The sequence below is a fragment of the Pseudonocardia alaniniphila genome (assembly GCF_022524485.1).
Taxonomy (GTDB): domain Bacteria; phylum Actinomycetota; class Actinomycetes; order Mycobacteriales; family Pseudonocardiaceae; genus Pseudonocardia; species Pseudonocardia alaniniphila.
On sequence record NZ_JAKXMK010000024.1, the window covers coordinates 155,694 to 178,406 of the forward strand.

Genomic DNA, 22,713 nt, shown 5'->3' on the forward strand with positions numbered 1-22,713 from the left:
AGATATGACAATTATGAGCGGGAATGTCGGAATCAGGTCGCGAGCAGAGGCCGGTGTCGCAGGAAGGTTTCCAGCGCCTGCACCGGTGGGGTGAGTCGACGGTCACGCACCCGGACGAGGCCGATCGTCCGCGTGGTCCGCGGCGTGATGACCGGCAGCTCGACCACCTCCGGCGTGGCCGGGTGCACGGACATCGGGAGAAGCGCCACCCCGAGCCCGGCCCCGACGAGCCCGCGCAGCGTCTCGGCGTCGCCACCCTCGAAGGACACGCGCGGGACGAACCCGGCCTCGCGGCACCACGCGTCCACCGTGCCGCGCATGCCGAAGCCCCTCTGGAAGCCGATGAACGGCTCACGGGCGGCCTCGGCGAGCGCGACGCCCTCACGACGTGTGGCGAGGGGATGGTCGGCAGGCACCGCGAGCCGCAGTTCCTCCTCGTCGAGCGGCTCGACGACCAGCTCCGGCTCGTCCGGCAGGGGGGAGGTGAGGGCGAGGTCGGCGTCGCCGGAACGCAGCCGCTCCAGCAGCAGCTGGTGAGGGCCCTGCATCAGCGTGAAGCGCACGTCGGGGTGGGTGGCACGGAAGTCGCGCAGCAGCCGCGGGACGGCCGCCACTCCGAGGGTGGTCAGGAACGCCAGGCCGATCCGTCCGTGCAGCTCGTCGGCGTCGCCGTGGATCTCGCGGCTCGCCGCCGTGAGCTCTCCCAGCGCCCGTTCGGCATGGCGCAGCAGCGTGCGTCCCTCTCGTGTGAGTCGCACCGTTCGGCCTGATCGCATGAACAGCCCGACCCCGAGATCGGCCTCCAGGCGCGCGATGCTGCGGCTGAGCGTCGACTGCGGGACGCCGATCTCCTCCGCGGCGTGCGTCATGTGCTCGGCCCGTGCGACGGCGACGAACTGGGCGAGACGGGGTGCGACTGCGAGCGCCCACGGTGCATCCATAACTGCATTATGGCTCTCCCGAACATGCATTGGACGCATGAGATCGGGCGGTCTAGCTTAGATAGCGATGGCAACGACTTCCTCTCCCCCTTCGTCCCCGACCACCTCCGCGGTCCCACAGGCCCCCGGACGCGGTAGCGGACACGAGCGCGGCACCCCCGGCTACCGCCGGCTGGGTGCGGCGATGTGGTGCGCGGGCCTCGCCACGTTCGTGCTGGTCTACTGCGTGCAGGGGCTGCTACCGACGCTCGCGTCCCAGTTCGGGTTGTCCTCGTCGACGTCCAGCCTGGCCCTCTCCGCCACGACGGGGGCCCTCGCCATCGCCGTCGTCCCGCTCTCCACGCTGGCCGAGTCGTGGGGCCGGGTACGGGTGATGACGATCGCGCTGGCGACCGCCGCCGTGCTGGGCGTGCTCGCACCCCTGGCCCCGAACTTCCCGACCCTCGTCGGAATCAGAGCGCTGCAGGGTGTGGCGATCGCCGCGCTTCCGGCTCTCGCGATGTCCCACATGACGCGCGAAGTGGCCCCGCGATGGCTCGGCAGCGCGATCGGGCTCATGATCGCGGGCAACACCCTCGGCGGCCTGTCCGGACGGCTGATCGCCGGTGCCGTGGCCGACGTGGCGGGCTGGCGGATCGGCCTCGGCGTGATCGGCGTGTTGTCGATCATCTGCACCGTGGCGTTCCGGCTGGTGCTCCCGCCCGCCGTCGCCGAGGCGCCGCCGCGGGTGCGGTTCCGCGAGCTGACTCCGCTGACATTCGTGCACCTGCGCGATCCCGGCCTGCTGTGCCTGTTCGGCGTCGGGTTCCTGGTGATGGGCGCGTTCGTGACGGTCTACAACTACCTGGGGTTCCGGCTGCTCGCGGCGCCGTTCGACCTGCCCGCCCAGCTCGTCGGCCTGATCTTCCTCGGCTACATCGCAGGCACGTGGGCCTCGACGAGCGCCGGACGCCTCGGCGACCGGATCGGGCGCCGCAAGGTGATGTGGGGTGCGACGCTCGTCGGCGTGCTCGGTGCCTGGGTGACCGTGCCGGACAACCTGATCGCCGTGCTGGCCGGGCTCCTGCTCGTCACCGTCGGGTTCTTCGGCGCCCACTCGCTGGCGAGCAGCTGGGTCGGCAGGCGCGCGACGCTCCTGCCGGGGGGATCTCCCGGCGTGGCGTCCTCGCTGTACCTGTGCGCCTACTACTTGGGCAGCAGCATCGGCGGAGCCGTCGGGGGCATCGCGTACGACGGCGCGGGCTGGTTCGGGGTGGCGGTCTACGTCAGCGGGCTGCTGGTGGCGGCGCTGGGGCTGGCACTGTGGCTGCGCCGGCTCCCGTCTCCGCAGGCCGTCGCCCCGGCCGCCGTCGTCCCGGATCCGGGGGTGCTCCGGGGCGTGGCCGGCGACGCGGTCACCGGTTGATCGAGTCGAGGAACCCGAGCAGCGCGCGGTTGACCTGGTCGGGTTCCTCCTGCTGCACCCAGTGGCCGGCACCGTCGATGATGAAGCTGCCGCGGTGGTCGACCAGCCATTCGTCCTGTTCTGCGGGCGGCCTCATCACCAGCACCGGGTCGAGCGCACCGCTGATGAAGAAGCTGGGCGCCGCGACGCGCGCGCCCGTGAGCTGCGGGGTGAGCTCCCAGTTGCGGTCGAAGTTGCGGTACCAGTTCAGGCCGCCGGTGAAGCCCGTGCGGCGGAACTCCTGCACGTAGTGCTCGAGCTCGGCAGGCCGCAGCCAGCTCGGCAGCTCCTGCGGCTCCGGGAGGCGGTCGAGGAAGCCGCGGCCGTCGTTGTCGGTGCGCAGGATCCCATCGGCTTCCTGCTCGGTGCGCAGTCCGGCGAGCAGCCGTCGCATCGTCCGGGCGGGATCGGCGCCGAGCTCGGCGTCGGCGACGCCGGGCTCCTGGAAATAGAGGATGTAGAAGAACGACTCGCCGAATGCGGCACGCCAGAGCTCCGTGGGCGGCCGCTGCGCTCGCGGCACGAACGGCACGCTCATCCCGCACACCCCTGCAACGCGGTCGGGGTGCAGCAGCGCGGTCTGCCAGACGACCATCGAGCCCCAGTCGTGGCCCACGAACACGGCCTTCTCCTCGCCGAGCTCGTCGAGCAGGGCGATGAGATCACCGCTGAGATGCAGGATGTCGTACTGGTCGACGCCCTCCGGGGCCGACGTCCGGCCGTATCCCCGCTGGTCGGGGGCGATCGCCCGGTAGCCGGCCGAGGCGACCGCGGGAATCTGGTGGCGCCAGGAGTAGGCGAGCTCCGGAAAACCGTGCGAGAAGATCACCGGCATCCCGGTGCCCTCCTCCACTACGTGCATCTCGATGCCGTTGACGGCGACGGTGCGCTCGGGCATGGCGCGGACTCCTTGCTGAGCATCGTGGCGACGGGCGCTGCCGGATCAAGGGGTTGATATGCGGTGTCGCACCACGATCAGATCATGAGTAGCGCGACTCTTCGCCGCGCACGGCAGATCAGTGATGATCGCGACCACAGGAGGCCGGGTTGACCCCCGCAGCACGCGCACTAGCCGGAGCCCTCGAGCCTGTGACCGGACAGGTGTACTTCGCACCGGAGTGTCACGAGGCCTACGCGGCGCTGGGATTCAGCGGCAGCCCGGCGACGAACAAGGGCGTTGCCGCACCCGACGGGCCCGCGTACTTCTGCAGCCGTGGATCTCTGCTGGGCCAGGTGCCGGGCGAGGTGGTGGCCGCCGCGTTCGGGGTGTTCAACCCCGACGTCGTGGTCAAGGCAGTGGGATACGGATGGACGCTCACCGACTCCGCCACGATCTCCGATGCACGTACACGCGGTGCCACGGCGCAGCTCGTCCGGATCCTGGGGGAGCGCCCCGACCGCATCGACGAGGCGCGGCCCCTGCTAGAGCGCGCCGTCGAGCCGCTGCGTCCCGAGGGCAGGCCGCTGTTCAGCGGGCTCCGGTCGGCGGGCCTGCCTGGTGATCCGGTCGGCGACGTCTGGCGTCTCGGCGACATGCTGCGCGAGTACCGCGGCGACGCGCACATCGCGTCCTGGACGGCAGCAGGCTTCGACGCCACGGAGATCGGCCTGCTCAGCGAGGCGTACTGGGGGATGCCGATGCGCACCTACGTCCGTTCGCGGGCGTGGACCGACGAGCAGCTCGACGCAGCGTACGAGCGGCTGGTGAGTCGCGGACTCGTGGCCGACGGAGCGCTGACCGAGGACGGCCGCGCCCAGCGCGAGGCGGTCGAGGAGGCCACCGACAGGCAGTGCCGCCCGATCGTCGACGCCCTCGGCGACGATCTCCCGACGCTCGTGGAGATCCTCCGGCCCTGGGGCAAGGCGGTGCGCGACGCCTACGGCTACCCGGGAAGAGGCATGCACGACATGGCGGACGCGGCCGGCCGCTGACGCCGTCCCCCGGAACATCGGACCGGGCTCCCCACCCCCCGGATGGGGAGCCCGGTCACTCCGCATGGCCGGCCCCGTGCTGGGCCAGGTAGTTCGCACGCAGCACGTACTTCTGGATCTTGCCGGAGGTCGTCTGCGGGAAGCTCTCGACGAACTGCCATACCCGCGGCGTCTTGTACCGGGCGAGGTGGCGACGGGTGAAGTCGACCAACTCGTCGACGCTCGGGTTCGTGCCCGGGACGGGCCGCACGAAGGCGGCCACCGTCTCGCCCATCTCCGGGTCCGGTAGCCCGACCACCGAGACGTCGGCGACCTGGGGATGGGTGAAGAGGAGATCCTCGATCTCGCGGGGGTAGATGTTCTCCCCGCCGCGGATGATCATGTCTTTCAGCCGGCCGTCGATGCGGAGGTAGCCGAGGTCGTCCATGCTGCCGAGATCACCGGTGTGCAGCCAGCCGTCGGCGTCCACGGCGGCGGCGGTGGCCTCCGGGGCGTCGAAGTAGCCCTTCATCACGCCGTAGCCTCGGGCGCACACCTCACCCACCACGCCGAGCGGCACCGTTGCTCCACTCTGCGGGTCGCTGATACGTACCTCCCAGTGCGGGAGCGCGCGGCCGACCGTGGTGACCCAGTTCGGGTTCGGGTCGTCGGGCACGGTGTGCGTGATGTAGGGCGAGGCCTCGGTCTGGCCGAACCCGATCGTGACCACGACGTCGAGCTCGCGCTGGGCCCGGCGCACCAGCTCGGCCGGCACCGGGGAGCCCCCGAGCGAGGAGAGGCGCCAGCTCGACACGTCCCGCGGCCGTGCCGACTGCTCGTCGAGCATGCGGATGAGCATGGTCGGCACGCTCAGGACGGCGGTGCCGCGTTCGGACTCGACGGCGTCCAGCATCACCGCGGCGTCGAACTCGGGTGGCAGCACGTGGGTGCCGCCGGTCTGCAACGCCCCGAGCGTGGCGAGCCCGCAGCCGGCGGTGTGGAACATCGGCATCGGGTTGATCCAGACGTCGTCGGGCCCCGCGTTTTTCGCCATCGCGGTGTACCGGGCGACGTTGACCAGCCCGCGGTGGGTGAGCTCCGCCCCCTTCGGGGTGCCCGTCGTGCCGGAGGTGTACTGGATCTGGGCGGTGTCGCCCGGCTCGACGGGTGGCAGCTCGCGGGACGGGTCGCCCGAGGCCAGGAAGTCGTCCCAGCCGGAGAGCGCGACGACGTCGCGGAGCGCGGGAAGCTCGGGACGCGCCTCGTCGACGACGGGCACGAGGTCGCGCCCGCGGTAGGTGTCCTGGACGATCGCTCCGCTGCAGCGGGACTGGCCGAGCACGTACGTCAGCTCGCCCAGCTGGTAGGCCGGGTTGACCGTCACGAGGGTGAGGCCTGCGTAGGCGGCCCCCATCTCCAGGAGCACCCACTCCGGGAGGTTCGCCGCCCAGACGGCGACGTGCTCGCCCGGCCGGAAGCGCTCCAGCATTGCCCGCGCCACGCGCAGCCCGTCGAGGCGGAGCTCGTCGAAGGTCCACCGGCGCTTCGCGTTGCCCGGCCCGAACTCCACCAGCGCCGTCCGCGGTCCCCAGGCCGCGGCGGCGAGATCCAGCGCGCCGCCGACGGTAATTTCCCGCAGCGGATCGTCGACGGCGCCCTGCGCGAAGGACAGCCCCGACGACAAACCGGTCCCGCTCATGCTGGTTGTCTCCTCCACAGCGCTTCGGCGGATCATCGCAATTCATCGGGACTGTCGCCGGCCCGGCTATAACAAACGTTATAGCACGCGGTCGGCGGGATGCGACCGCGAAAATGAGTTGAAAAGGGCGATTCGCGCGGAGTGAGAAGATTTGCGAATAGTGTACAAGGCTCACTCGAACATGTGATGTCGGCTCCCGTCGGGCGCGGTGACCGTGGTGGGTGATAAAGCCGACATGAGTTCGGAGATGCCCATGAGCACGAAGATGTCATCACTGGTGTCCGGAACGGGTACGGCGGAGCAGGGTCGCGAGTTGCTGCGTGATCCGTTGCGTAACCACGGCACGGCTTTCACGGCGCGGGAGCGGGATGAGCTCGGGCTCGTGGGATTGTTGCCGCCGGCCGCGCTGACCTTGGATCAGCAGGCGGTGCGTGCGTACGAGCAATATCGGCGCCAGCCCGACGGACTGGCCCGCAACTCGTTCATGGAAGCACTGCGGGATCGCAACGAGACCTTGTACTACAAGCTGCTGGTGGATCATCTGGTCGAGATGCTTCCGGTGGTCTATGACCCGGTGATCGCTCAGGCGGTGGAGAAGTACAGCCACGAGTTCCAGCGGCCGCGTGGTGTGTACCTGTCGGTGGACGACCCGGGTGCCGTGGAGACGGCGTTCACCAACTACGGGTTGGCCGGCGACGACGTGGACCTGCTGGTGGCCACGGATGCCGGGGCGATTCTGGGGATCGGCGACTGGGGCACGAACGGGGTGGCGATCGCCCAGGGCAAGTTGGCGATCTACGCGGCGGCCGCGGGTATCGATCCGTCCCGCGTGATCCCGGTGATGATGGATGCCGGCACGGACAACGAGGCGTTGCTGAACGACCCTCTGTATGTGGGCGTGCGGCACGCGCGGACCACCGGGGACGCGTACGACGCGCTGGTGGATGCGTACGTGACCACGGCGTCGCGGCGGTTCCCGAACGCATTGCTGCATTTCGAGGACTTCGGGGCGAGCAACGCGCATCGGATCCTGAACCGGTACTCGCAGAAGGCGTGCGTGTTCAATGACGACATCCAGGGCACCGGGGCGATCACACTGGCGGCGGTGCTGGCCGGCATCCGGGTGGCGCGGACGACGATGAGCGAGCAGCGCGTGGTGGTGTTCGGCGCGGGCACGGCGGGGGTGGGGATCGCCGACCAGATCCGTGACGCGATGGTCCGGGCCGGAGCCGACCAGGAGAAGGCCACCCGCCAGGTGTGGTTGGTGGACCAGCAGGGTCTGCTGCTGGACGGCATGTCGGACCTGCGGGACTTCCAGGTGCCCTACGCGCGGCCTGCCTCCGAGGTGTCGGGGTGGGAGCGCGGCGGGGACGGGCGGATCGATCTGGCGACCACGGTCGCCCGGGTGCATCCGACGATCCTGGTGGGCACCTCGAAGCAGGGGGGTGCATTCACCGAGCAGGTAGTGCGGGAGATGGCCGCGCACGTCGAGCGGCCGCTGATCTTTCCGCTGTCCAACCCGACCGAGAAGATCGAGGCGCACCCCGCCGACGTGCTGCGCTGGACCGACGGGCGGGCGCTGGTTGGCACCGGCACCCCGTGGGATCCGGTCGAGCTGGAGGGGATCACCTATCGGATCGGGCAGGCCAACAACGCGCTGCTGTACCCGGGTCTCGGGCTGGGCACCGTCGTGGCGCGGGCTGCGCACGTCACCCCCGGGATGATCATCGCTGCCGCGGAGGCGGTGGCCGGGCTGGTGGACACCGGCACCCCCGGCGCTGCGTTGCTGCCCGACGTAGCCGACCTGCGGGTGACCTCCGCGACGGTGGCAGTGGCGGTCGCCCGTCGGGCGCAGGAGGAGGGCGAGGCTCGCGCCGTGCTCGGCAACCTGGTTCAGGACGTACAGGACGCGATGTGGCAGCCGGTCTATCCGCAGGCGGTGGCGTGATGGGCGTGCCGATCGGGACCGGGCGGTGCGGCGGCACACGGGTGGAGAGCGACTCGATGGGGGAGATCGAGGTGCCCGCCGAGCGCTACTGGGGCGCGCAGACCCAGCGTTCGCTGATCCACTTCTCCATCGGCGACGACCGGATGCCGGTGCGCGTGTACCACGCCTACGGGTATGTGAAGAAGGCCGCCGCGCTGGTCAACCAGGCCTCCGGCCGGCTGGACCAGCACCGGGCCGAGGCGGTGGTGCAGGCGGCGGACGAGGTTCTGGCCGGGGACCTGGACAGCGAGTTCCCGCTGTACGTGTGGCAGACGGGGTCGGGCACCCAGTCGAACATGAACGTCAACGAGGTGCTGGCCAATCGGGCCAGCCAGTTGCTGGGCGGTGAGCTGGGAACGAAGTCCCCGGTGCATCCCAACGATCACGTGAACATGGGCCAGTCGTCGAACGACACGTTCCCGACCGCGATGCACATCGCCACCGTGCTGGAGGTGACCGGATACCTGTTCCCGCGGGTGGATGCGCTCGTGGAGGCGATCGAGGAGGGGGCGGTCCGCTGGGTGGACGTGGTGAAGATCGGCCGTACCCACCTGCAGGACGCCACCCCGTTGACCGTCGGGCAGGAGTGGTCGGGCTGGGCCACCCAGCTACGCGACGCGCGCGAGCGCCTGAGGCAGGCGCTCGCAGGCTGCTACCAGCTGGCGGCAGGGGGCACGGCCGTCGGCACGGGCCTGAACGCCCCACGCGGGTTCGGCGAGCAGATCGCCGCCACGATCGCCGAGCTGACCGGGCAGCCGTTCGCCACCGCGCCCAACAAGTTCGCCGCTCAGGGCTCGCTCGATGCCATGGTGGCGGTGAGCGCGGGGCTGCGCGGGCTGGCCGTGGCCCTGATGAAGATCGCCAACGACATGCGCTGGCTGGCCTCGGGGCCGCGGGCGGGGTTGCACGAGCTGGTCCTGCCGGCCAACGAGCCCGGTTCCTCGATCATGCCCGGCAAGGTCAACCCGACCCAGCAGGAAGCCATGGTGATGGTCTGCCTGCAGGTGATGGGGGAGGACTCGATCGTGGCCGCGGCCGGGGCACAGGGCAACTTCGAGCTCAACGCCATGCGCCCGATCATCATCAACAACGTCCTGCACTCGGCCCGGATCCTCGCCGACGCGAGCGACAAGCTCCGCCGCTACAGCGTCGCCGGCACCGATCTCGACCGCGACCGCATCAGCGAGCTGGTCGGACGCTCGCTGATGCTGGTCACCGCGCTGAGCCCGACCATCGGCTACGACCAGGCGTCGAAGATCGCGCACAAGGCCGACGACGACGGTTCGAGCCTGCGCGACGCAGCCCTCGCCCTCGGCGTGGCCGCGGAGGACTACGACCGCATCGTCGATCCCGCACGGATGGTCGGCGACCCGCACGCCGACCTCGGGATTCCCAGCGAGCCGTAGCCGGCAGCCCGTCCGGCAGGGCCGAGCATCGGCGCGCAGAGCTCCCGCCGGCGGGGTTACTTCTGTAGGCCGCGCATCGTGGCGTCGATGGCCGTGGCGTAGCGGGCGGTGAGGTCGGATCGGGGGGCGTTGTCGGTCAGTTCGAGCATCACCAGGCCGTGGCCGCACGCCCAGAGCGCGTGGGCTGCGGACTCGGCGTCGGTGACGAGCGGGCTCTGCTCCCCCCACCGGCGCACCACCTCGATGAACCGGGCGTAGTTCTCGCGTCCGCGGGCGCGCGCCTCACCCGAGGGGCGCGGGAACCCGGGGTCCCGGCGGCCGAACATCACCTGGAAGTAGCCGGGGTGGGCAAGGGCGACTTCCCGGTAGGCCAGGCAGGTGTTGCGGACGTCCGCCTCCGGGTCGTCGGTGAACTGCCAGCGGCGCTGGGCGTCACTCAACCGCTTGTGTCCCTCGTCGTACAGCGCCTCGAGCAGCCCCGGCTTGCCCTCGAAGTAGTGGTAGACGGCCATCGTCGAGCAGCCGGCAGCGGCGGCGATCCGCCGCACGACCAGCCCGGTGGGGCCCTCCGCGGCGAACAGGGCAGCCGCGGCGTCGAGCGTGGCCGCACGGAGGTCGGGCGCGTGGCGGGGCGCCCGACCCTGGTCCTGCGGCGTAGTAGTCATAATTCGAACCTATCCCGATCCGGCGCGGGTCACATGTTGCGCCGGTACTGTCCGCCAACCTCGAAGAAGGCGTCGGTGAGCTGACCGAGGCTGCAGACGCGGGCGGCCTTCATCAGCTCGTCGAACACGTTGCCGTCGCCGGTCGCCACGTCCTGCAGCCGCCGGATCGCGTCGGGTGCCTCGCCGGTGTGGCGGGCCTTGAAGTCGGCGAGCCGGTCGAGCTGGCTCTTCTTCTCCGCCTCGGTGGCGCGGGCGAGCTCGATCTCGACCGGGGTGGTGGAGCCGTCGCGCAGGAACGTGTTGACCCCGACGATCGGCAGCGTGCCGTCGTGCTTGCGCTGCTCGTACAGCAGCGACTCGTCCTGGATACGGCCCCGCTGGTAGCCGGTCTCCATCGCACCGAGCACGCCGCCGCGCTCGGAGATCCGGTCGAACTCCGCGAGCACGGCCTCCTCGACGAGGTCGGTGAGCTCGTCGATGATGAACGAACCCTGCAGCGGGTTCTCGTTCATCGACAGGCCCCACTCGCGGTTGATGATCAGCTGGATCGCCATCGCCCGCCGCACCGACGACTCGGTGGGCGTGGTGACCGCCTCGTCGAACGCGTTGGTGTGCAGCGAGTTCGCATTGTCGTAGAGCGCGCACAACGCCTGCAGTGTGGTGCGGATGTCGTTGAAGTCCATCTCCTGCGCGTGCAGCGACCGGCCCGATGTCTGCACGTGGTACTTGAGTTTCTGCGACCGCTCGTTCGCGCCGTACCGGTCGCGCATCGCGACCGCCCAGATCCGCCGTGCCACCCGGCCGATCACCGAGTACTCGGCGTCCATGCCGTTGGAGAAGAAGAAGGACAGGTTCGGGGCGAAGTCGTCGACGTCCATCCCGCGGCCGAGGTAGCTCTCGACGAAGGTGAAGCCGTTGGCCAGCGTGAACGCGAGCTGACTGATGGGGTTGGCCCCGGCCTCGGCGATGTGGTAGCCGGAGATGGACACCGAGTAGAAGTTCCGCACCTTCTGCTGGATGAACCATTCCTGGATGTCGGCCATCATCCGCAGCGAGAACTCGGTGGAGAAGATGCAGGTGTTCTGCCCTTGGTCCTCCTTGAGGATGTCGGCCTGCACCGTTCCACGCACGTTCTGGAGCGCGAATGCCGTGAGCTCCGTGTACTCCTGCTCCGACGGCTCGCGCCCGTGCTCCGCGCGGAACTTCTCGACCTGCTGATCGATCGCGGTGTTGAGATAGAAGGCGAGAATCGTGGGGGCCGGACCGTTGATCGTCATCGACACCGACGTGGTCGGCGACGTCAGGTCGAACCCGTCGTAGAGCGCCTTCATGTCGTCGAGCGTCGCGATCGAGACACCGGACGTGCCGACCTTGCCGTAGACGTCCGGGCGGGTGTCGGGCTCGCGTCCGTAGAGCGTGACGGAGTCGAACGCGGTGGACAGGCGCTTGGCAGGCGAGTCGGCGGACAGGAGCTTGAAGCGCCGGTTGGTGCGGAACGCGTCGCCCTCGCCGGCGAACATGCGTGCAGGGTCCTCGCCCTCGCGCTTGAACGCGAACACCCCGGCGGTGAAGGGGAACCTCCCCGGCAGGTTCTCCCGGCGCAGGAAGCGCAGCAGTTCCGCATCCTCGGTGTAGCGGGGAAGCGCCACCCGGCGCACCCGGTTGCCCGAGAGCGTCTCGCGGGTGAGCTGCGTGCGCAGCTCCTTGTCGCGGACCCGGACCACCATCTCGTCGCCCGAGTAGGCCTCCACGACCTCGGGCCACGTGTCGATCAGGTGCGCCGCCTCCGGCGGGAGTGCCTTCTCCGCCTGCTCCAGCAGCTCGGGAAGCGCCCCTTGCTCGGCCCCAGCGGCCTGCAGGGCCGCGTGGGCGGTGCGCAGGTGGTGGCGCTGCCGTGCCGCGTCCACGGCCGCCTCGGTGGCCGAGTGGTAGGCCCGGACGGTCTCGGCGATCTCGGAGAGGTAGCGCGTGCGGTTCGACGGGATGATCGCTGCGTGCTCGGAGGAGGTACGCCGTGCGGTGCGCGGGAGCCTGCCCTCGCCGGTCACCAGCCCGTTCTCCGTGAGCAGGGCGACGACGTGCTGGTAGAGCGAGGTGACGCCCTCGTCGTTGAAGGTGGCGGCGCTCGTGCCGAAGACGGGCATGTGCTCCCACGACGCGCCGAAGGCCTCGCGGTTGCGCACGAGCTGGCGGCCCACGTCCCGGCGGGCGTCCTCGGCCCCGCGCCGCTCGAACTTGTTGATCGCGACGACGTCCGCGAAGTCCAGCATGTCGATCTTCTCCAGCTGTGACGCCGCCCCGAACTCCGGCGTCATCACATACAGCGAGCGGTCGACGAACGGCACGATCCCGGCGTCGCCCTGCCCGATGCCCGGCGTCTCGACGATCACCAGGTCGAACCCGGCCGCGCGCAGCACCGCGATCATGTCGCCGAGGTGCTCGGGAAGTGAGCTGTCGGCTCCGCGGGTGGCCATCGAGCGGAAGAGGACCCGGTCACCGCTGAGGGCGTTCATCCGGATCCGGTCGCCGAGCAGCGCGCCCCCGCCCCGGCGGCGGGTCGGGTCGACGGCGAGTACGGCGATGCGGAGCTTGTCCTCCTGGTCGAGCCGGAACCGGCGCACCAGCTCGTCGGTGAGGCTCGACTTGCCCGACCCGCCGGTGCCGGTGACGCCCAGCACCGGGACCGCGCGGCGGGGCTCCAGATCGAGCCCGGACGGCAGTCGTCCCGCCTCGGCGAGAGTGAGCGTGCGGGCGAGCGTGGCGTGCTCGCCTGCGAACAGTCCGTCGAACGACTGCGGCGGCCGGCTCGCGAGGTCGACGTCGCATTCGCGGATCATCACATTGATCATCCCGGGCAGGCCGAGCCGCTGGCCGTCGTCGGGGGAGAAGATGCGGGCCACGCCGCGCTCGTGGAGCAGTTCGATCTCGGCCGGCACGATCACGCCGCCGCCCCCGCCGTAGACCTTCACGTGCCCTGCTCCGCGCTCGCGCAGCAGGTCGACCAGGTAGGAGAAGTACTCGACGTGCCCGCCTTGGTACGAGCTGACCGCCACGCCCTGGGCGTCCTCCTGGATCACCGCGGTCACGACCTCGTCGACCGAGCGGTTGTGGCCCAGGTGGATCACCTCGGCGCCCTGGCGCTGCAGGATCCGCCGCATGATGTTGATCGCGGCGTCGTGCCCGTCGAACAGGCTGGCCGCGGTGACGAACCGGACCGGGTTGGCGGGCACGTGCAGCTCGGCCATGGCGCTCCTCCTAGCAGGACCAGATACTTGGGCATCCTACTATCGGAAGTGCAAGCTATGGTACGGACGAATGCGACGTCACCCGGAGAGGTGCTCGGCTCCGGCGAGGGGGTGGTCACGCGATGAGCTGTTGTCCGCCCCTGAAAACACCGATGCCGGCACGACGGGCGTGCCGGCATCGGAGGGGGCGGAGAGTGTCAGGCCACCCGGCGAGCAGGCTTGATCTCGACGGTTGGCAGTTCGATCTCGACGGTCGGAGGGTCCTGCGCCGGGGGCTCGACGACCGCGCCGCTGACAGCGGCGGGACCACGTAGCCGACGGACCACCACAGGACCCACGGCGCCGAGCGCCACCAGCGCCACTCCGGATGCCGCGATGGAGGTTGCCGCAGCCTCCGGGACGACCATGACCAGCACAAAGGCGGCCGCCGGCCACCACATCAGTGCCCGCAGCGGGGCGGGGACAGTCCATTCCCGTGCGTCGCGCGCCATAGTCGATTTCCTACCCGATCCGGCTACCGGTCATGCGTCCGGCCCCCTTCGCGTACTCCACGTCACGGTCGTGCCCCCGATCGTGGGGACTACCGTCACCGATGTGCAGTACGCCGACTCCCTGATCGATCAGAACCGCCTGCTCGGCGAACTCGTGGCCGGCGCCGATCCGGCGCACGCCGTGCCCACCTGCCCGGGGTGGGACCTGCACAAACTTCTGGCTCACGTCGGCCGGGGCGACCGGTGGGGCGCGATGATCGTGCGGGAGCGGGCCCAGGATCGCGTCGACATGCGCGCGGTGCCCGACGGGAAGCCGCCCGCCGACGCGAGCGGCGCCGTCGTGTGGATCACCGAGAGTGCACGGCTGCTGGTCGATGCCGTTGCCGGCACCGGCGCCGACGTCCCGGTCTGGACGTTCCTCGGCCCGAAGCCTGCGGTGTGGTGGATCCGGCGCCGGCTGCACGAGTCCGTCGTTCACCGCGCGGACGTCGCACTGGCACTGGGCGTTCCGTTCGTCGTCGAGCCCGAGGTGGCGGCGGACGGCGTATCGGAGTGGCTGGACATGCTGGTCACGCGCCTGGCGGGCGACGGACGGGCGCTTCCCGCGGGCGTCACGTTGCACCTGCACGCCACGGACGACGGCCTGGGTGTTGACGGGGAGTGGATGGTCCGTGGCGGTGAGTCAGGGATCACATGGGAGCACGGTCACGGCAAGGGCGACGCCGCCGTCCGCGGTAGCGCCGCTGACCTCCTGCTGGCGATGACGCGCCGGATCGACGCGGACGCGCCCGGCCTTCAGGTGCTCGGCGACGAGTCGGTCTGGGCCACCTGGCTGGAGCACACCCCGTTCTGAGAAGCGTGAACCCTCGCGGGTGCCGGGCCGTGTGTGGAGCGGATCAGCTGGCTGATCATCCGTAGCGGGCCGTCAGCGACGGCCCCCGGCCCCCACCGGAGGAATCATGCCCGTCATCACCGTGAGCCCTGCCGTCTTCTCCGCCGTCCAGATCATCGGCCCGATCTTCTTCGCAATCCTCATCGGGCTCATCGTCACTGCCATCGCTCGAAGCGTCGTGAAAAGCACCCGACGGGTCCGGACCGGGCGGATGATCATCAGCGCCATCATCGGTGCCTACGTCGTCGGCTACATCGGGGACCTGATGGGGATGCAGAACATCGGGCTGCTCCTCGACATCCTCGGGGCCGTGCTGGCGATCGCCGGCCTGACCGTCCGCCGTCGCAGGTTCGTCCGATTCTGATCATGTGGCGGACGTCCGTGACGTCACGCTCCGGGCAGGTCCTCCTGAAGCAGGTCCATCAGCAGCCCGTCGTGCCACCCGCCGTCGGCGGACCGTTCGTAGGCCCGCATCACGCCCACCCGCCGGAAACCCGCGCGCTCGCAGCTTCGGATGGCCCGTGCGTTGTCCACCGCGGGGTCGATCACCACGCGGTGGTGGTCGCGGTGCCGGAAGAGGAACCGGGCCATGGCGCGCATGGCGTCGCAGCCCAGACCCTGGTTCTGGTGGTCGGGGTGCAGTGCGAGGTCGATCGCCGCGTACCGGTGGTCGGGGTCGAGCTCCTCCCGGTAGATGATCAGCCCGGTGGTCTCGCCCGCCAGTTCGATCGCATAACTGTGGGGGCCGAGCAGCTCCCGGCGCACCCGCTCCAGGTCGTAGCCGCCCCACCACTTCTCGATCTCGGGGTGTTCGAGGATCTCCAGGAAGATCGGGACATGGGCCGCCGTGGCCGGTCGTAGGACCACGGTCTGACCGGCGATCGCCGATAGTCGCCGCGCCCTCGCCGCACTTGTCTGCTCTGTCATGTGGTCAGCTCCAGTCGCGCCAGCTCGTTGAGTGTGGCCGCTGTACGCGGCTGTTCGAAAAGCACCGAGGCTCGGTCGCCGTCGATGTCGAGGGTGGCGATCGTGTTGCCGAAGAACGGCCCCGTCACCCGCTCCCACGACACGCCCTTCGGCGGAGCTCCCGCCCGCGCCGCCCAGCGGCCGGCCAGGACCCCGACCGCGCGCGACCAGCCGAGCCGGAAACCAGGCTTGATCATCCAGCTCATCCTGTTGTGCACCGGCGAGCACGTGAGCTGGTGGACCGAAGCCCGGCCGCCCGACGGGAGGTGGGCGCGGGCGGCGTAGCTGTGGTGCACGTCCCCGGACACCACGCTCACCGTGAGCGGCCCGCCCGCCGCCGCCCGGTCGATCATGGCGGTCAGCCGGTCGAACGACTTGCGGAAGGCGGCCCAGTGCTCCAGGTCGCCTGCCTGGCGGATCCACTCGCCGAGGCGCCCCCGCCTGCCGGGCCGGGCGGCGGCGATCTCGTTGACGGTCTCGAGCTCCCCGATGGCGTGCGGGAGCAGCCAGGGGACCGAGGTGCCGATCACGAGGTGCTCCACGCGGCCGGGCGCCTCGACCTGCTCCTCGACCCAGGAGAACTCGTTCTCGCCCAGCATCAGGTGCTCCCCGCCCTCGAGGATGCGCCCGTTGCGTGAGTCGATCATCACCAGCCGGCTGCGGCCGAGGTCCCAGCGGAAGCTGAACCGCAGCCCCTTCGAGCCGTCGATCTCGGCGTCGGCACGGTCGGCGAGCTCCACGAGCAGCGGCCAGGTGTCGCCGTCGTAGTTGCTGATCTTCTGGAAGTCGGGGTCGGAGGCCAGCGCATCGGGCGAGAGGTTGCCGATGTGCTGGTAGATCCAGTAGGAGGCGAGCGCGGAGCGGATGCGGTCGCGCCACCAGGAGGTGGCGCCCATCTCCGCGCGCCAGGCGGCCGAGGTGTTCCAGTCGTCGCGCACGTCGTGGTCGTCGAAGATCATCGCGGTTGGCACGGTGGACATCAGCCACCGGGCTTCCGGGTCGGACCACGAGTCCTGGTAGAGCCCGACGTACTCGTCGAAGCCGACGATCTCGTCGTCGGGCCAGTCCGGGCGACGATCGCGCCGCCCGGCGATGCGGCGACGGTTCCGCGGTGTCAGCTCGTCGGCATACACCTGGTCGCCGAGCAGCAGCAGCGCGTCGGGCCACTCGTCCGGTGGGCGCCGGATCATCCGGGCCGCGTAGGCATCGAGCGCGTCGATGCCCAGGCTCGCGGCGAGCGCGGGGTCGGTGACCTTCGAGTACCGGCAGGACCCGAAGATGATCCGGTTGCCGCGTTCGGACCGCGGACCCCGGGTGCGTATCACGCTCGGGGGGAACGGACTGGTGGTCGGCGGCCACACCCGCTCACCGTCGATCTCCACCTCGTAGGGCGTGTGGCTGTCGGGCGTGAGTCCGGTGACGAGGACGAGCGCGTAGTGGTTGCCTGCCACCTCGAACGTGCGTGCCGCGCAGCCCAGCACCGAGACAGTGGCGGCAGCCCGGGTCTGCACCCAGACCGACGCGGACGTCTCGTCGACGTGACGCAGGACCGGACCGAGGACGAGTGACACGCGGCTCACCCTAGGAGACGGATCAGGCGTGCTCCAGAGCGAGCAGCGCCGCCCCGATCTTCCCGGCGTCGGCGCCGAAGGTCGCGGGAAGCACGGGGGCGATGCCGCGAGCGGTGGGCGCGTAGGCGTACTCACGCGCGGCCGCGCGCGCCGGGGCGAGGAGCAGTTCCCCGGTCTCGACGAGGCCACCCCCGACGACCACCGCATTGACCTCGAAGATGTTGGCCAGCGACGCGATGCCGACCCCGAGCCACCGGCCGAGCCGGGCGAAGACGGCCTTCGCGGTCTCGTCGCCCTGCTGGACGGCCTTCACCACGGTATGCCCCGTCACCTCGCCGTCCTCGGCGCCGAGCCGGGCGATCAGCCCATCCGGGTCGTCGGCCGCGGCGTCCCGCGCCATCCGCGTGAGCGCGGTGCCGGACGCGTAGGCCTCGAAGCAGCCGTGGTTGCCGCAGCCGCACCGCGGGCCGTCGGGGTTGAGGATGATGTGGCCGAGCTCGGCGCCGAGCCCGGTGGGGCCCCGGTAGATCTGCCCGTCGAGCACGAGCCCGCCGCCGATGCCGGTGCCGACTGTGATCAACACCATGTTGGGGTACGGCTCGCCGAGGTGTGCCTCGGCGAGCGCGGCGACGTTGGCGTCGTTGTCGACGATGACGGGCAGGGTGGTGGCCTTCTCCAGCTGTTCGCGCACCGGCCAGTCCCGGTAGGCGTTGTTCGGTGCCCAGAGCATCACCCCGGCAGGCCACTCGACGATCCCGGCCGCGCCGACGCCGATGGTCACGACGTCGTGGTCGGCACGGAAGCGGTCGATCATCGACAGCAGGACCTCGGTGACGGCCTCGCCGCTGGATTCCGCGGGTGTCGGCTCGACGTGCTCGGCCACCACGGTGCCGTGTTCGTCGACCACCGCTCCTGCGATCTTCGTGCCGCCGATGTCGAGTCCGATGGCCAGCCTCGTGTCCTTCACCTGCGCATGATGGCATCCGAAGGTGACCGGCAGCGTTTGATCCGGCCCTCTCCGGGGAACGGTTGGGCATGCTCCTTCGACGTGTTGCCCGACCTATGCTCGCCTCGCTGTTCATCTACAGCGGCATCCAGGTCCTCCGGGCTCCCGAGGGCCCTGCTCAGGCGGCGAAGCCGGTGCTCGACGCGGTTGCGCCGGTCGTCGACAAGGCCGTCGAGCTGGCGCCGATGCAGGAGCGCCCCGACGACGTGCTGCTCGTGCAGATCGACGGCGCGGTCAAAGTCGTCGCCGGCACGATGCTGGCGCTCGGCAAGTTCCCACGCCTGTCCGCGACGGCCCTCGCCGCGACGTTGATCCCCACGACGGCGGCGGGTCACCGCTTCTGGGAGGAGACCGACGAGGAGAAGAAGCAGGATCAGATCGTCCACTTCCTGAAGAACGTGGGTCTCCTCGGTGGGCTGCTGATCGCCGCGGCCGACACCCATGGCAAGCCCTCGCTGGGGTGGCGTGGACGCAAGGCCGCGAAACTGGCCGCGGCGCAGGCGGCGGCGCTCTCCGGTAGCGCCGCCGGCGTCTCCGGCAAGGTCTCGGGTGCGGCCCACGAGGTGACCGGCAAGCTCTCGGGCACGGCCTCCGACGCCTCTGGCACGGTCGCCGGGCTCGCCGCCGGGCTGGCCGGGCTCGCGCCGGGTGCCGGCGCCGCCATCTCGGCCCGGGCCGGCCATGCCGGTTCCGGTCTGGGCGAACGCGCCACCGACCTTTCCGCCGACTGGGCCAAGCGCGCCGCGAAGGCCAGGAAGAGGGCCGAGAAGCGTGGGGCGAAGCTGCAGAAGGCGGCCGAGAAGCGCGGCGCCGACCTGCAGAAGCGGGCCGCCAAGCGCACGGCAGAGCTGCAGAAGGCCGCCGCGAAGAAGGTGGCGGCACTGGAGAAGGCCACCGGCGCCGCCGTTCTCGACCAGGCCGCCAAGCTCGGCCACGACGTGGCCGCCCGGGCCTCCGCGCTCGGCAGCGAGGCTGTACACCAGGCCGAGGGCGTGGCGAAGGACGCAAAGAAGCGGGCCGCCGCGCTCACGCACTGACCCGGTCCTGGTGCGCGCATCGGCCCGGCTCCCTCGGGAGCCGGGCCGATGTCATGTGCGGATCCGGCCGCGTCTAGTCGAGCTCCTCGAGGCGGAAGCCCACCTTCAGCGTCACCTGGAAGTGCTTGATCTGCCCGTCCTCGAGGTGACCCCGGATCTCGACGGTCTCGAACCAGTCGAGGTTGCGCAGGGTGCGCGCCGAGCGCTTGATGGCCGTGCGGATGGCGTCGTCGACGCTCTCCGTGGACGTCCCGACGATCTCGGTGACGTGGTAGACGTTGTCACCCACTGCTGAACTCCTCCCGTCGCTCCGCCTGCCACCAGCGGAAACCGTCCAATCGCAGGGACCCGCGATCGTCGGGGGGCTGCCAGGGGTTCCCCCTTCACCCTCTTCCCGAAGGGCGCCGCCGACGAAACCTCTACCCCTGTCGGCCGAGCGCGCGGGGGCGACGCGGACGGTCAGCTGTCGAGGAAGGCGAGCAGATCCGCGTTGAACGCCTGCTCGTAGGCGCCGGTGAGGCCGTGCGGGGCGCCCGGGTAGACCTTGAGAGTGGCGTCCTTGATCAGCTTCGAGGACTTCTCCGCGGAGGCGACGATGGGCACGATCTGGTCGTCGTCCCCGTGGGCGACGAGCGTCGGGACGTCGATGGCGCCGAGGTCGGCGGTGAAGTCGGTCTCCGAGAAGGCCTTGATGCAGTCCAGCGCGGCCTTGATCCCGACCTGCATGCTCAGCAGCCAGAACGCATCGCGGGCGCCCTGCGAGACCGTCGAGCCGGGCCGGTTCACGCCGTAGAACGGCTCGGACAGGTCCTTGTAGAACTGCGACCGATCGGCTGCGACGCCGGCGCGGATGGCGTCGAAGGCCTCGATCGGGAGCCCCTCGGGGTTCTCGTCGGTCTTCAGCATGATCGGCGGCACCGCGCCGAGCAGCACGGCCTGCGCTACCCGGCTCGTGCCGTGCCGTCCGATGTAGCGGGTGACCTCGCCGCCGCCCGTGGAGTGGCCCACGAGCGTGGCGTCGTGCAGATCGAGGGCCTCGATGAGCTCGCCGAGGTCGTCGGCGTAGTGGTCCATGTCGTGGCCGTCCCAGGTCTGCGTCGAGCGCCCGTGGCCGCGCCGGTCATGGGCGATGGCGCGGTAGCCGGCGGATGCCACCAGGTTCAGCTGGTTGTCCCAGGCGTCGGAGTTGAGCGGCCAGCCGTGGCTGAAGACGATCGGCCGGCCAGAGCCCCAGTCCTTGTAGAAGATGTCGAGCCCGGCCTTCGTGGTGAATACGCCCATGATGTCTCCTTTGCTCAATGTCGTGACGAGTTCGGGGAATAGCCATGTCCGGAAATGCCCGGATCCGTGGCTCGTCTCGTCGGCCGGGGGAGAACGTAATCACGTCCCCGGTCGATCGATGTGCTGCGCGTGCACACTTCTGGGACGACAGCGAAGCGCCCGGTGCGGGCCCGAGCAGCGTGTGGTGAGCGGATGACACTTCTCCTGGACACTGCGTCGGTACCGGTCCGGGAGCGTGCCGACGCTGCACGGCACACGATGAGCTCGGCGCTACTCCCTGCGCGGGTCGAGTTCGCCGGGCGGGGCGCGGACGTGAGCGTCCGCATCGAGGGCTGGCAGCTCGGGCCGGGCGCGCGGCTCGTGCGCGTGATGGCGTCCGGGCACCGGCTGACGCGCGTGTCCCGGCACGTCCGGATCAGCGCCCCGGAGCAGATCTCGCTGGCGGTCCAGCTGGGTGGCTGCAGCGCCACGCGGACCCTGGCCGACCAGCACGACACCAACGAACCCGGCGAGCTGCGGCTGGTGGACCTGACCTCTCCTTTCGACCACGTTGCGGAGGGAAGAGGGGTGGCCGCTGCCCTGTACATCGACAACGAGCGGATCGGCCTGTCCGCCGACGTCGTCCGGGACGCGGCGTCGCTCCTGACGAGGAGCCCGCTCTACGACCTCGTCCGCCGGCACCTGCAGCAGGTTCGTGCCGTCGCCGGTCAGGTCGAGGGCTCCGAGGCGGGAGCGATGCTCGGTGCCGGGACGGTCGAGCTCGTCCGTGCCCTGATCGTGTCCGCCGCGGCCGAGCCGACCCCGCGCGCGGCGTCGACCGAGTCGCTGTATGCCCGGATCACCAGCTACATGTCCTCGTACCTGGGCGATACGGACCTCAGCCCGGCCCGCATCGCCGCCGAACACAACATCTCCGTGCGCTACCTGCACCTGCTGTTCGCCCAGCAGGGGCTGACGGTCCGCACGTGGCTGGTCCGGGAGCGCCTCGAAGGAGCCCGCCGGACTCTGGCCACCCGCTCCGGCCACCGGGCGTCGATCGCGGCCGTCGGGCGGACGTGGGGATTCTCCGACGCCGGCCATTTCGCCCGGAGGTTCCGGGCCGCCTACGGCATGAGCCCGACCGAGTGGCGGCAGCTGCATCGCGGCGCTGCGGTGCTGGGCGAGGCGACCTCGGCGTGACCGCTCAGCTCACGTCGAGCACGGCCTTGCCCGCGATCCGGCGGGCGAAGAGAGCCTCCGCTGCGCTCGCGACGTCCTTCCAGTCCCCGCGCCGCCCGATCTGCGGGTCGAGCCGGCCCTCGGCGAGCATCCCGACGAGCACGGCGAGGTCCCCGGCCAGCTGCCCGCCCATCATGAACGACTGCACGCTGCGCAGCTCCCCGACGGTCGCATACGGCTCGAACACCGTGGGCTCACCGGACGTGGCACCGATGGACTGCACCGACCCGCCGACCGCGAGCAGGGCGAACGCATGGGCCAGCTGAGGGCCACCGACGTTGTCGAGCACACCGTGCAGCCCCGGCTCGACACCCTCCAGCCCGACCACGACCTCGGCCGCCCCCAACTCGGCCAGGCCCTCACCGCGCGCCGCGCTGCCGACCGAGGCGATCACATGCGCCCCCGCGGCCGCTCCCAGCTGCACCGCGAACCGCCCCACCCCACCCGACGCCCCGGTGACCAGCACCCGCTGCCCCGTCACGAAACCGAGCCTGCGCAACGCACGCAGCGCCGTCACCCCGGCAACCGGCAGCGCCGAGGCCGCCCCGAGATCCACCTCGTCGGGCACGACCGCCAGCTCGGCAACCGGGACCGCCCGCAGCTGCGCCCACGCACCCGACGGCCCGAACGTCACAACCCGGCTGCCCGCGGGCGGCCCGGAGCCGTCGGCCGCAGCGGTACGCACCACACCCGCGGCGTCCCACCCCGACACGTGACCCGCCTGTTGGTTGGCGACGCCACGCAGCTCGCCGTGGTTCAGCGAGATCGCGCGCACCTCGACGAGCACCTCGCCGGACGCGGGGACGGGATCTGCGGTCTCGCCCAGCCGCAGTCCGGCCGGGGCGTCGTGGTCCACCAACAGAGCGAGCACGGTCAACTCCTTCCGTGGCGGTCCTGCGACCGCCTCCTCGGCCGCCAACCGCAGCGCCGCGAGGGTTGTTCCCCTATCGGAA

At 70.6% G+C, this 22,713-nt stretch carries 20 protein-coding genes; 8 read left to right on the forward strand and 12 right to left on the reverse strand.

What is annotated here, in order from left to right:
* Nucleotides 1–32 precede the first annotated feature (32 nt).
* Nucleotides 33–941 (reverse strand): LysR family transcriptional regulator, encoded by a 909-nt coding sequence (locus MMF94_RS26695; RefSeq protein ID WP_241039944.1) that lies wholly within the window; start codon nucleotides 939–941, stop codon nucleotides 33–35.
* 67 nt (nucleotides 942–1,008) lie between these two features.
* On the opposite strand from MMF94_RS26695, the gene MMF94_RS26700 reads away from it, so the two are divergent.
* Nucleotides 1,009–2,346, forward strand: a complete 1,338-nt coding sequence (locus MMF94_RS26700; protein WP_241039945.1) for an MFS transporter — start codon at nucleotides 1,009–1,011, stop codon at nucleotides 2,344–2,346.
* Here MMF94_RS26700 and MMF94_RS26705 read toward each other — a convergent pair.
* Nucleotides 2,336–3,283, reverse strand: coding sequence for an alpha/beta fold hydrolase (locus MMF94_RS26705; RefSeq protein ID WP_241039946.1), 948 nt, complete (start codon nucleotides 3,281–3,283; stop codon nucleotides 2,336–2,338). The genes MMF94_RS26700 and MMF94_RS26705 overlap by 11 nt on opposite strands.
* A 149-nt stretch (nucleotides 3,284–3,432) precedes the next feature.
* Between MMF94_RS26705 and MMF94_RS26710 the strand changes: the two genes are divergently transcribed.
* Nucleotides 3,433–4,317: an SCO6745 family protein gene (locus MMF94_RS26710; protein WP_379660441.1), complete on the forward strand. Its 885-nt coding sequence runs from the start codon at nucleotides 3,433–3,435 to the stop codon at nucleotides 4,315–4,317.
* A 55-nt stretch (nucleotides 4,318–4,372) separates the two neighbouring features.
* On the opposite strand, the gene MMF94_RS26715 is transcribed toward MMF94_RS26710, so the two are convergent.
* A complete protein-coding gene (locus MMF94_RS26715; protein ID WP_241039948.1) occupies nucleotides 4,373–5,995 on the reverse strand; it encodes an AMP-binding protein in 1,623 nt (540 codons plus the stop codon).
* Nucleotides 5,996–6,203: 208 nt separating this feature from the next.
* Here MMF94_RS26715 and MMF94_RS26720 point away from each other — a divergent pair, with 208 nt between their 5' ends.
* Both MMF94_RS26720 and fumC read left to right on the forward strand, forming a co-directional pair.
* Nucleotides 6,204–7,943, forward strand: a complete 1,740-nt coding sequence (locus MMF94_RS26720) for an NAD-dependent malic enzyme (RefSeq protein ID WP_277398831.1) — start codon at nucleotides 6,204–6,206, stop codon at nucleotides 7,941–7,943.
* Between the two features lie 5 nt (nucleotides 7,944–7,948).
* Nucleotides 7,949–9,388, forward strand: coding sequence for a class II fumarate hydratase (fumC, locus tag MMF94_RS26725; RefSeq protein WP_241039949.1), 1,440 nt, complete (start codon nucleotides 7,949–7,951; stop codon nucleotides 9,386–9,388).
* Between the two features lie 56 nt (nucleotides 9,389–9,444).
* Here the strand turns inward: fumC and MMF94_RS26730 are convergent, their stop codons facing one another.
* The 3 genes from MMF94_RS26730 to MMF94_RS26740 all read right to left on the reverse strand — a co-directional run bounded on the left by MMF94_RS26730 (nucleotide 9,445) and on the right by MMF94_RS26740 (nucleotide 13,789).
* Nucleotides 9,445–10,053, reverse strand: coding sequence for a TetR/AcrR family transcriptional regulator (locus MMF94_RS26730; protein WP_241039950.1), 609 nt, complete (start codon nucleotides 10,051–10,053; stop codon nucleotides 9,445–9,447).
* Between the two features lie 29 nt (nucleotides 10,054–10,082).
* Nucleotides 10,083–13,298: a fused isobutyryl-CoA mutase/GTPase IcmF gene (gene icmF / locus MMF94_RS26735; protein WP_241039951.1), complete on the reverse strand. Its 3,216-nt coding sequence runs from the start codon at nucleotides 13,296–13,298 to the stop codon at nucleotides 10,083–10,085.
* Nucleotides 13,299–13,495: 197 nt separating this feature from the next.
* Complete coding sequence (locus MMF94_RS26740; RefSeq protein WP_241039952.1) at nucleotides 13,496–13,789, reverse strand: hypothetical protein; 294 nt, start codon at nucleotides 13,787–13,789, stop codon at nucleotides 13,496–13,498.
* 82 nt (nucleotides 13,790–13,871) lie between these two features.
* Here MMF94_RS26740 and MMF94_RS26745 point away from each other — a divergent pair, with 82 nt between their 5' ends.
* Together MMF94_RS26745 and MMF94_RS26750 are read left to right on the forward strand one after the other, a co-directional pair.
* Entirely contained in the window at nucleotides 13,872–14,642 is a 771-nt protein-coding gene (locus MMF94_RS26745) for a maleylpyruvate isomerase family mycothiol-dependent enzyme (RefSeq protein WP_241039953.1), read from the forward strand.
* A gap of 106 nt (nucleotides 14,643–14,748) precedes the next feature.
* Nucleotides 14,749–15,045: a hypothetical protein gene (locus MMF94_RS26750; protein WP_241039954.1), complete on the forward strand. Its 297-nt coding sequence runs from the start codon at nucleotides 14,749–14,751 to the stop codon at nucleotides 15,043–15,045.
* Between the two features lie 23 nt (nucleotides 15,046–15,068).
* On the opposite strand, the gene MMF94_RS26755 is transcribed toward MMF94_RS26750, so the two are convergent.
* Genes MMF94_RS26755 through MMF94_RS26765 form a run of 3 tightly spaced genes read right to left on the reverse strand, consistent with a single transcriptional unit; the run spans nucleotide 15,069 to nucleotide 18,185 of the window.
* Nucleotides 15,069–15,608: a GNAT family N-acetyltransferase gene (locus MMF94_RS26755; protein WP_241039955.1), complete on the reverse strand. Its 540-nt coding sequence runs from the start codon at nucleotides 15,606–15,608 to the stop codon at nucleotides 15,069–15,071.
* The gene (locus tag MMF94_RS26760; protein WP_241039956.1) at nucleotides 15,605–17,218 is read right to left on the reverse strand and encodes an alkaline phosphatase D family protein; all 1,614 of its coding nucleotides are present in this window, start codon (nucleotides 17,216–17,218) and stop codon (nucleotides 15,605–15,607) included. Before MMF94_RS26760 ends, MMF94_RS26755 begins: the two co-directional genes overlap by 4 nt.
* 22 nt (nucleotides 17,219–17,240) lie before the next feature.
* Nucleotides 17,241–18,185, reverse strand: a complete 945-nt coding sequence (locus MMF94_RS26765; RefSeq protein ID WP_241039957.1) for an ROK family protein — start codon at nucleotides 18,183–18,185, stop codon at nucleotides 17,241–17,243.
* Nucleotides 18,186–18,280: 95 nt separating this feature from the next.
* Here MMF94_RS26765 and MMF94_RS26770 point away from each other — a divergent pair, with 95 nt between their 5' ends.
* Complete coding sequence (locus tag MMF94_RS26770) at nucleotides 18,281–19,261, forward strand: DoxX family protein (RefSeq protein WP_241039958.1); 981 nt, start codon at nucleotides 18,281–18,283, stop codon at nucleotides 19,259–19,261.
* Between the two features lie 73 nt (nucleotides 19,262–19,334).
* Here MMF94_RS26770 and MMF94_RS26775 read toward each other — a convergent pair whose 3' ends face one another.
* Together MMF94_RS26775 and MMF94_RS26780 are read right to left on the reverse strand one after the other, a co-directional pair.
* Nucleotides 19,335–19,550 carry a dodecin gene (locus tag MMF94_RS26775; protein ID WP_241039959.1) on the reverse strand — a complete coding sequence of 72 codons (216 nt, stop codon included), beginning with the start codon at nucleotides 19,548–19,550 and terminating at the stop codon, nucleotides 19,335–19,337.
* Nucleotides 19,551–19,720: 170 nt separating this feature from the next.
* Nucleotides 19,721–20,542, reverse strand: coding sequence for an alpha/beta fold hydrolase (locus tag MMF94_RS26780; protein ID WP_241039960.1), 822 nt, complete (start codon nucleotides 20,540–20,542; stop codon nucleotides 19,721–19,723).
* A gap of 192 nt (nucleotides 20,543–20,734) precedes the next feature.
* Between MMF94_RS26780 and MMF94_RS26785 the strand changes: the two genes are divergently transcribed.
* Entirely contained in the window at nucleotides 20,735–21,721 is a 987-nt protein-coding gene (locus MMF94_RS26785; RefSeq protein WP_241039961.1) for a helix-turn-helix domain-containing protein, read from the forward strand.
* Between the two features lie 4 nt (nucleotides 21,722–21,725).
* On the opposite strand, the gene MMF94_RS26790 is transcribed toward MMF94_RS26785, so the two are convergent.
* Nucleotides 21,726–22,631 (reverse strand): zinc-binding dehydrogenase, encoded by a 906-nt coding sequence (locus MMF94_RS26790; RefSeq protein ID WP_241039962.1) that lies wholly within the window; start codon nucleotides 22,629–22,631, stop codon nucleotides 21,726–21,728.
* Between the last annotated feature and the right edge of the window lie 82 nt (nucleotides 22,632–22,713).